This is a genomic window from uncultured Phascolarctobacterium sp. (assembly GCF_902463975.1).
Lineage (GTDB): Bacteria > Bacillota > Negativicutes > Acidaminococcales > Acidaminococcaceae > Phascolarctobacterium_A.
In genome coordinates this window covers 64,746-71,459 of the sequence record NZ_CABQHJ010000009.1, presented here as the reverse complement: position 1 = coordinate 71,459, position 6,714 = coordinate 64,746, and the positions used below count along the sequence as shown (strand labels likewise).

At 41.6% G+C, this 6,714-nt stretch carries 10 protein-coding genes; all 10 read right to left on the bottom strand.

Translation table 11 applies throughout. From position 1 onward, the window contains the following. Positions 1–216 precede the first annotated feature (216 nt). Genes RDW05_RS04315 through RDW05_RS04270 form a run of 10 tightly spaced genes read right to left on the bottom strand, consistent with a single transcriptional unit; the run spans position 217 to position 6,712 of the window. Positions 217–801, bottom strand: a complete 585-nt coding sequence (locus RDW05_RS04315; protein WP_307977967.1) for a hypothetical protein — start codon at positions 799–801, stop codon at positions 217–219. Positions 802–814: 13 nt separating this feature from the next. Continuing rightward, entirely contained in the window at positions 815–1,399 is a 585-nt protein-coding gene (locus RDW05_RS04310) for a hypothetical protein (protein WP_307977966.1), read from the bottom strand. An 11-nt stretch (positions 1,400–1,410) separates the two neighbouring features. Next, positions 1,411–3,174 (bottom strand): glycine-rich domain-containing protein, encoded by a 1,764-nt coding sequence (locus RDW05_RS04305; RefSeq protein ID WP_307977965.1) that lies wholly within the window; start codon positions 3,172–3,174, stop codon positions 1,411–1,413. A gap of 2 nt (positions 3,175–3,176) precedes the next feature. Next, positions 3,177–4,262 (bottom strand): SPASM domain-containing protein, encoded by a 1,086-nt coding sequence (locus tag RDW05_RS04300; protein ID WP_304277463.1) that lies wholly within the window; start codon positions 4,260–4,262, stop codon positions 3,177–3,179. Further along, positions 4,249–4,437 carry a hypothetical protein gene (locus RDW05_RS04295; RefSeq protein WP_307977964.1) on the bottom strand — a complete coding sequence of 63 codons (189 nt, stop codon included), beginning with the start codon at positions 4,435–4,437 and terminating at the stop codon, positions 4,249–4,251. The genes RDW05_RS04300 and RDW05_RS04295 overlap by 14 nt, the downstream gene beginning before the upstream one ends. A 10-nt stretch (positions 4,438–4,447) precedes the next feature. Continuing rightward, the gene (locus RDW05_RS04290) at positions 4,448–4,762 is read right to left on the bottom strand and encodes a hypothetical protein (RefSeq protein WP_307977963.1); all 315 of its coding nucleotides are present in this window, start codon (positions 4,760–4,762) and stop codon (positions 4,448–4,450) included. Positions 4,763–4,779: 17 nt separating this feature from the next. Beyond that, positions 4,780–5,076 carry a hypothetical protein gene (locus RDW05_RS04285; protein ID WP_307977962.1) on the bottom strand — a complete coding sequence of 99 codons (297 nt, stop codon included), beginning with the start codon at positions 5,074–5,076 and terminating at the stop codon, positions 4,780–4,782. A gap of 11 nt (positions 5,077–5,087) precedes the next feature. Then, the gene (locus RDW05_RS04280; protein ID WP_293840216.1) at positions 5,088–6,077 is read right to left on the bottom strand and encodes a hypothetical protein; all 990 of its coding nucleotides are present in this window, start codon (positions 6,075–6,077) and stop codon (positions 5,088–5,090) included. Continuing rightward, positions 6,067–6,369 (bottom strand): hypothetical protein, encoded by a 303-nt coding sequence (locus tag RDW05_RS04275; protein WP_304277472.1) that lies wholly within the window; start codon positions 6,367–6,369, stop codon positions 6,067–6,069. The genes RDW05_RS04280 and RDW05_RS04275 overlap by 11 nt, the downstream gene beginning before the upstream one ends. Before the next feature lies 1 nt (position 6,370). After that, entirely contained in the window at positions 6,371–6,712 is a 342-nt protein-coding gene (locus RDW05_RS04270; RefSeq protein WP_307977961.1) for a hypothetical protein, read from the bottom strand. Between the last annotated feature and the right edge of the window lie 2 nt (positions 6,713–6,714).

Below are 6,714 nucleotides of genomic sequence, written 5' to 3'. Positions count from 1 at the left end.
TCATTTTTTCATTACCTCCCATTCCCTTATAATAATAAGCTATACATTATATTGATATGATATAGGCAGTGTTGCTAACGTGTTGTTAATATCGGCCATACCGATGCCCTAAAAGCCTTGTCTTGACTGCATTTAGCGCGTTGCTAACAGGTTATTACAATATCCCCAGCATACAAAAACCTCTCAAATCCAGTCATATCAAGGCTTGCAGCGTTTTTATACACCTAAGGTAACAGAATCAACCTCAAAAACAGTCTTACAAGCCTCGACTTCCGCCTGCTTCGCCCAGCCTGCTTGTTTACAGGTGCCGATATGCATCGACAAATCCGCCATCCACTGCATAACCTGTTCGGGCGTGAGCCAATATACAGTTTTGCTTTCTGCATCCTCAGCCACGCCACGCACAGGGCAGCCGTTAGGATACTTTGCAGCAAAAAGCGGCGTGCTGACATTGAGGGCTATACCTTGCATCGTAAGCTGCGTTTCCTTGTCGCTGTCATAGCGTACAGCCTCGCCGCTGGCACTGCTAACAAAGCCGCCTGTAATGTTGCTTGCTGTCCACTCGTTAATCTCTTTCAGCTTAAGTTTCTTTTGAAACGCTAAAATAAGTTCCTCATCATCTTTTGGGAAAACAACATCACCGTTTTCACTAAGGGATAAATCAGTAGGAGTAGCAGAAGAACTAATATTTTTAATAACATACTCGTCAACACCATTATCCATGCCTACAATGTAGTTTTTCAAAGAATCTTCAGAAGCACTAATAGCAATACCTTTTTTGTTTTTAAACAAATAAAACATTTATTTCACCTCTTTAATACTTAACACCATAAATTTCAATAATAGAGCAGTTTTGGATTTCAGTGTACCAAACAGTATCTGTCGAAAGAGGATGAGTAGTTGTTCCAGATTGTACCCCAGAATACAGGCCCCAATACTGGTCACTAGTGCCAAAAAAATTAAGATAAGACCCCTCAGAAAATGCTTTTTGTAATTCCCAAACATCCCACAAAGTGTATGATGAATAAGTACCACTATCATTATTTCCAACTACCAAAATCTTATCATACAGTGTATAAGATTCTTTAAGCATTATCGTGCCTTTTCTACTGTCACTTCCACCCGATGTTGTTGGAAAAGAAGAATCGCCACCATAAGCTTTAATGCCTGTGGAAGTATTGTTAATGTTTCTTACATCTGTTCCACCGTTTCTTGTTTTCATGGTATCCCAGTCAATCAACGCTACAAGGGTAGGTGTAGTATTTCCTGCCAGTTTATCTAACAAATCTATCTTAACAAAAGCAAAATCATCACTCCCTACACTAGAGATATTTTTATTGAAGCTGTTATAACTAGGGAATACATGAATTTTCTCTAGCTTACCTGTTGTACTTGCCATTTTTTACCTCCTTATAAATCACTCACCGTTGCAGTCAACTCATTAATATCAGTGCCCCAACTAAATGTAACTCCATCAACAGAATCAGAAATATTAAGTGTCAGAGTATACGTTTTCCCAGCTGTAACTGCAACTATACTGTGCATGTCTTGGTGGTCGGTGTTACCTCCATCCTCAAGGTCGGAGTAACTATATCCACTTCCCCATACTTTTTTTGTACTGTTATTTATAACAGAAATTGCATAGCTAACATCCTCTTCAAATGGTGCATCAGCTATTAGGCAATCTGCATCAACTTTAATTTTTGTAATACCAATCGGAACAGTAAAAGATGCCGTGGTTTCAGAAGAACTAAAGTGTTTTTCCCCTGTTATTACAGATATAAATTTCACTTCTAGCACTTCTATTGCCCCGTATTGCACGTTATATACCGCAGTATGTAAAACTCCACTACTATCAATATATTCAAATGTAAGCTTCTCTTTTCTACCCCATGTATTTAATAAAGAGAATACTCCTAATTGATTAGTATGATGTGTTTCCCCATTAACTGTAACTGTGCTTCCCATAATAACATTATCATCTAAATAGCATCTACACACCAATTCAGCTTTTTTATTTACTGTAGGTATATATGGTGTTGTTCCACCGTATTCAATGATAACAAAACCTTGTGTTCCGTCACTCACTCTAAAACGTCCTGCACGGTCGTTGTCATTACTATAAAAGGTGTTTTTACCTCCTGCACCTACAACAATCTGAATCGTGCTGTTTGGAATTACTTCAACTTCTGCATCAGCAACATAAGCACCGCTGTTTCCTGCGACACCAATTTGATTAGAAGTGCCATCAGAGTCATAGAAGTGAAACGAACCGCCACCTGCACCATAGATGTTAAACGATTCAAAAGTTCCTGTAGGTGCGTAAGTTACACTATCTTTAGTTCCAAGCACATTAGCATAATAATATCCAACCTTACCCATTACGTCTGCTAAAGTAGCAACACCATTCTTGTTAAGTAAAAAACCATATCCATGTACAGAAAAATCTCTGTTATTAGCGGTAACATATTGACCTCTTACGCCATTTTTAGAAGCAGCAGGCTGATTAACAGTCATTACATTACCACTTCTTAAGGTAGCAGTTGCACCTTGTCCGCCAGGAATAACATAACTGCCAACTTTTGTATCTCCACCATTTCCTGCTTGCATATCCAACGTGGGGCAGGAATTATAAGCACCAACAGTAATACCGCCTGCTCCACCACCACAACCAGTAACATATATTTTTGTAACGCCGGCAGGAATTCTTAAACTGTATGTGCCTACGGTTTTATATATAATCCTTACACGCTTCAACGTAACTACATCTTTATACAGCAGATACTTCGAGCCGTCCTTTTTTTGCACCTCGAAAACAGTTTCTGGAATGCTACTCATTTTTTGGGAATACTTATCTTTGTCAACCTTGTAAGATAAAATACAAAATCCGTCTACACCGTCACCGCCTGTACTGCCTTGACTTCCGCTCGACTTGCCAGCAGGAGAACCGCCGTTAGAGTAATTAGTGTTACTGCTGCCATTATAAACGCCACCTCTGGCAGTCACGCCTAACGCAGAAGAAGCTTCTCCGGCTGTACCATAAATATAATTAGAATTGTATGCTGTTATACCTTCGCCACCTTTTCCACCAGCACCAATAGTAACAGTGTACTGCGTGCCAGGCGTAACACTGATAGTTCTTGTTACACGTTCGCCATAACCTACTGTAGCCATTTCTACATCACCTCTTTTACTGCTCCCCAAAATTCCCGCAAATATTCACAATAACATAATTCGCCATCTTTTTGCACCGCAATAGGACAAATGCAACGGCAAATATCCAAATGCTCACAAGTTTTACATTTAACAGGCAGAAGTTCATTGAAAATTTTTCTATGCTTTTCTTGTAACTCTACAAAGTTATCTGTAATATGCCCAACAATTCTATCAGTATTATGACACAGCATAACTTCTCCGTTAAAATTTACGCTAAGGCTTACAACGGCAGGACGGCAAGGCGGATAAGGATATTCATAAAATTCTTCTTTATCAAAATTCCTTACACGCAAAATTTTTGAGTAGAACCAATGTCGAATATATGGAGCAATCTTACTATCAGATTTTGCGATCAGCCACAAATTCTTAACCGATTTTTTTACTACATTAGGCTTAAATTGATATAGGTCAAGAGGTGTATGCTCGCTCAGTACATTAATAAAACCGCAAGTAATTTCTGTTTCAGGAAACGTATAATGTAGCCAATCAAAAGCTTCTGCCATATTATCATTAATAGCATTAAAAACAGTATTGACAGTTCTTTTTCTTATACGTAAAAACTTCTTGCAGGCTTCTTTACTAGGTACTGCATTTCTCGCCGCTCTTGCATTTGGTGCATCATAGCTCATAATAAACCAAATATCATTCTCATTACAGAAGTCAACTATTTCATCATTTAAAAGCAATCCATTGCTAAAAATTCTATAGCTGACATTCTTTACGCCGCTTTGTTTAAATTCAAGCACAAGCTTCTTAATGGTTTCCCAATAAAGCAAAGGTTCTCCACCCCAAAAATATAATCGGCGCGGATTATTTTCAGCGTATTTCCAAGGCAGGTTACTCCACGCAACTATAAAGTCTTTAACCTCTTGCGATAAGTTTTCCCCTTGCGGAGAAAGGTTAAAGCAGCTTTTTATAGGGGTCTGAACGCAATGCCTACATGACATATTACAGGCAGCACCAAGAAGAAGGTAAATAGCTCCAAGGTCATTAAGCTTATGTATTTCTTCACTAAAGTTTTTCATGATCGTTTTAGTTACCTTCACCGCCGCTTCCTTCGCCAGCGCTACCACCGCTACCACTATTGTCGTAATTTCTTCCGTAACCGCCAGCTCCAGCTCCTGAAATCTCTACAGTAATTTCAGTAACACCTTCCGGAACGGTGAAGGTATAAGTTCCAGCATTACTCCACGATGTAACTACATCTACTTTATCAGCCATAATATACCTCTTATTCTGTATAGGTAATCATTGTTACGCCTATACTATCAATGCCAAGATTTTTTCTTGCAGCTTCAGGAGTCGCAGCACCCGTACCGCCGCCCTCAACCGGCAGAACTTTATACTTAGCATCGCCACACAACGGTAAGTTTTGACTGCCCTTAGCCGGTGCCGGAGCTAAGCCCCATACGCCAGCAGCATTGGCTGTTGCGCCAGTCAATTTATCAAGGTCAGCCACCTGCTCAATTGTCGTCTTCAGCATTACCTCATCTTTCTCGCCAGTCGCTGTGTTTCTGACTTTGAATATACCTTTTCTAATGGCCATTTTTTATACCTCCTTGGTTAAGAAATTTCTACGTAAGCATCATCCTCTTTGCCGATGCTTACGGTTTCCATATCGACATCAATCCATATTTCGCTGTCAGGTTCTTGAACAGATACTACGCAGCGCGGCTCGGTACCGTTCGCGTTTGCATAGGGCAAATCATTCCACTTTGTCGAGCCGTCACCGCGTTTATACCTGCCGGTATCACTTTCAAATACACATTCGCCATCCAGCAAAGTCGGATTACGGTTAGCTATTGCTTGCGCCAGCCCGCGAGTAGGCTTAAAGCGGCAAAATATGTATTTTACAGCCATAGTGCACCTCTTTACTCAATAGTTCCGCCGTCTAAAATCAAGGTGTCACCAGCGTTAATCTGCAATTTCATCACGCTCATGGCTGCAATTTTAGCATCAGTAACTGCGTTGTCAGCAATTTTTGCTGTGTTAACCTTACCTGCGCCAATGGTCGGATTAGGATAAGTACCGGTTAAGTCACCGCCAGCAGCACCTTTGGGAGTACGTGCATCGCTTAAGCGCGGATCATTACCCTCGGTTACAGTACCGGCCTCAGTACCAAAGTCTTTGTTAAATGCGGTACCTTTGCTGGTGATTTTAGGCTCTAACGTGCTTGCCATGTTATCTACAACGATTTTAACTTTCTTAGGCGTCATTGCCTTGGTGTCATCAGTACCAGCTTTAGCTTCAGATTCACTTGCGATATCCAACGGATTAGAGATGCTTACAAAGGTTGTACCACCAAATCTGTAAATTGTACCTGTTGCAAGGTCGGTATAAATTTTGCCGCTCTCGCCGGTAATCTTATTGGTATGCGCAAACTCTTTATAAAACAGCTTGTCAGCGCTGTTAAAATAGCCCTCAATAATATCATCTACAAAGGAGGGTAACTGGCTTGCCGGAACATGGCCAGTATCATCCAGCGTTGCAACACCGCCGGCAGCACCCATTTTAGTCAGCGCAATCTTGGTATCATCAGTAATTGTAATATCCTTGGTTCCGTCGAAGGTGATGCCATTAATCTTACGTGCTGTAGCCAATTTATCAGCGGCCTTAACTACGCCCTCTTTGCTGCCCTGCAGCGCAGTCAGCTTATCCTGTACTGCACTGATAGCTGCATCCATATCGCCGCCAAAATAAGCAAGGTCTTTCCAAGCTGTAATGCCATCGCCAAATTTAATCTTGCCAGTATCACGCTCACGACCAATTTCATCCACAAGCAGGACAGGATTTTTCTCCGTCCATTTTGCAGCTGTTGCGCCAAACAAACTAATTCTTACGTTCAATGTCTTATTTGCCATCTAAATCGCCTCCGTTAATTACCTCTATCTCGCTGTAATCCCTGCCACAGCAAAAATATTTAAGATTTGCAGCATCCCACCGGTACACCGCATTTTCCTCAACCACAAAATATACCGCGTCGCTCTCGCCGGTGGTCGGCAGCTCGTGGCGTGTCTCCGCCTGCAGGGTTTTACTTACATTAATCTTTTCCACCCCGCTTCCAATGCTACCGGCAAGCTCGGCATTAGCAGTAAGAGTACCGCCTAAACCAGTACTCTCGATAAGCTGGCCCCAAAGCTCAGCCTTAAGCATATCAGGTCACTCCCTTCTCCAGGAAAAATTGCGCTGGCGGAATAACCGTATAAACATTGCCATTACTTAGCGTTACTTGCACATCGTAGCAATACTTGCCGCATTCCAGACCTGCCGTATCATCCGGATGGAAAACAAATTGACAATCAGAATCCATTTGCAGCTGCAGCACCGCTGCCGCATCATTAATATCATGCTTAATTGTCAGTACGGCCGTATCACTATCACTAAGCGACAATACTTTGTTGCGTGCATCGCGCACCTTGATTTTTAGGGCGGCACTATCACCTTTAGTCAGGGTAATCTTATTGCGGTAGCGCCCCTCCGTCTCAATTGTCAGCATCG

Bases quoted from the DNA above. Each gene is read 5' to 3' on its own strand.
- RDW05_RS04315 (WP_307977967.1), bottom strand. From the start codon at position 801: ATGTTTTATTTGTTTAAAAACAAAAAAGGTATTGCTATTAGTGCTTCT.
- RDW05_RS04310 (WP_307977966.1), bottom strand. From the start codon at position 1,399: ATGGCAAGTACAACAGGTAAGCTAGAGAAAATTCATGTATTCCCTAGT.
- RDW05_RS04305 (WP_307977965.1), bottom strand. From the start codon at position 3,174: ATGGCTACAGTAGGTTATGGCGAACGTGTAACAAGAACTATCAGTGTT.
- RDW05_RS04295 (WP_307977964.1), bottom strand. From the start codon at position 4,437: ATGGCTGATAAAGTAGATGTAGTTACATCGTGGAGTAATGCTGGAACT.
- RDW05_RS04290 (WP_307977963.1), bottom strand. From the start codon at position 4,762: ATGGCCATTAGAAAAGGTATATTCAAAGTCAGAAACACAGCGACTGGC.
- RDW05_RS04285 (WP_307977962.1), bottom strand. From the start codon at position 5,076: ATGGCTGTAAAATACATATTTTGCCGCTTTAAGCCTACTCGCGGGCTG.
- RDW05_RS04280 (WP_293840216.1), bottom strand. From the start codon at position 6,077: ATGGCAAATAAGACATTGAACGTAAGAATTAGTTTGTTTGGCGCAACA.
- RDW05_RS04275 (WP_304277472.1), bottom strand. From the start codon at position 6,369: ATGCTTAAGGCTGAGCTTTGGGGCCAGCTTATCGAGAGTACTGGTTTA.
- RDW05_RS04270 (WP_307977961.1), bottom strand. From the start codon at position 6,712: ATGCTGACAATTGAGACGGAGGGGCGCTACCGCAATAAGATTACCCTG.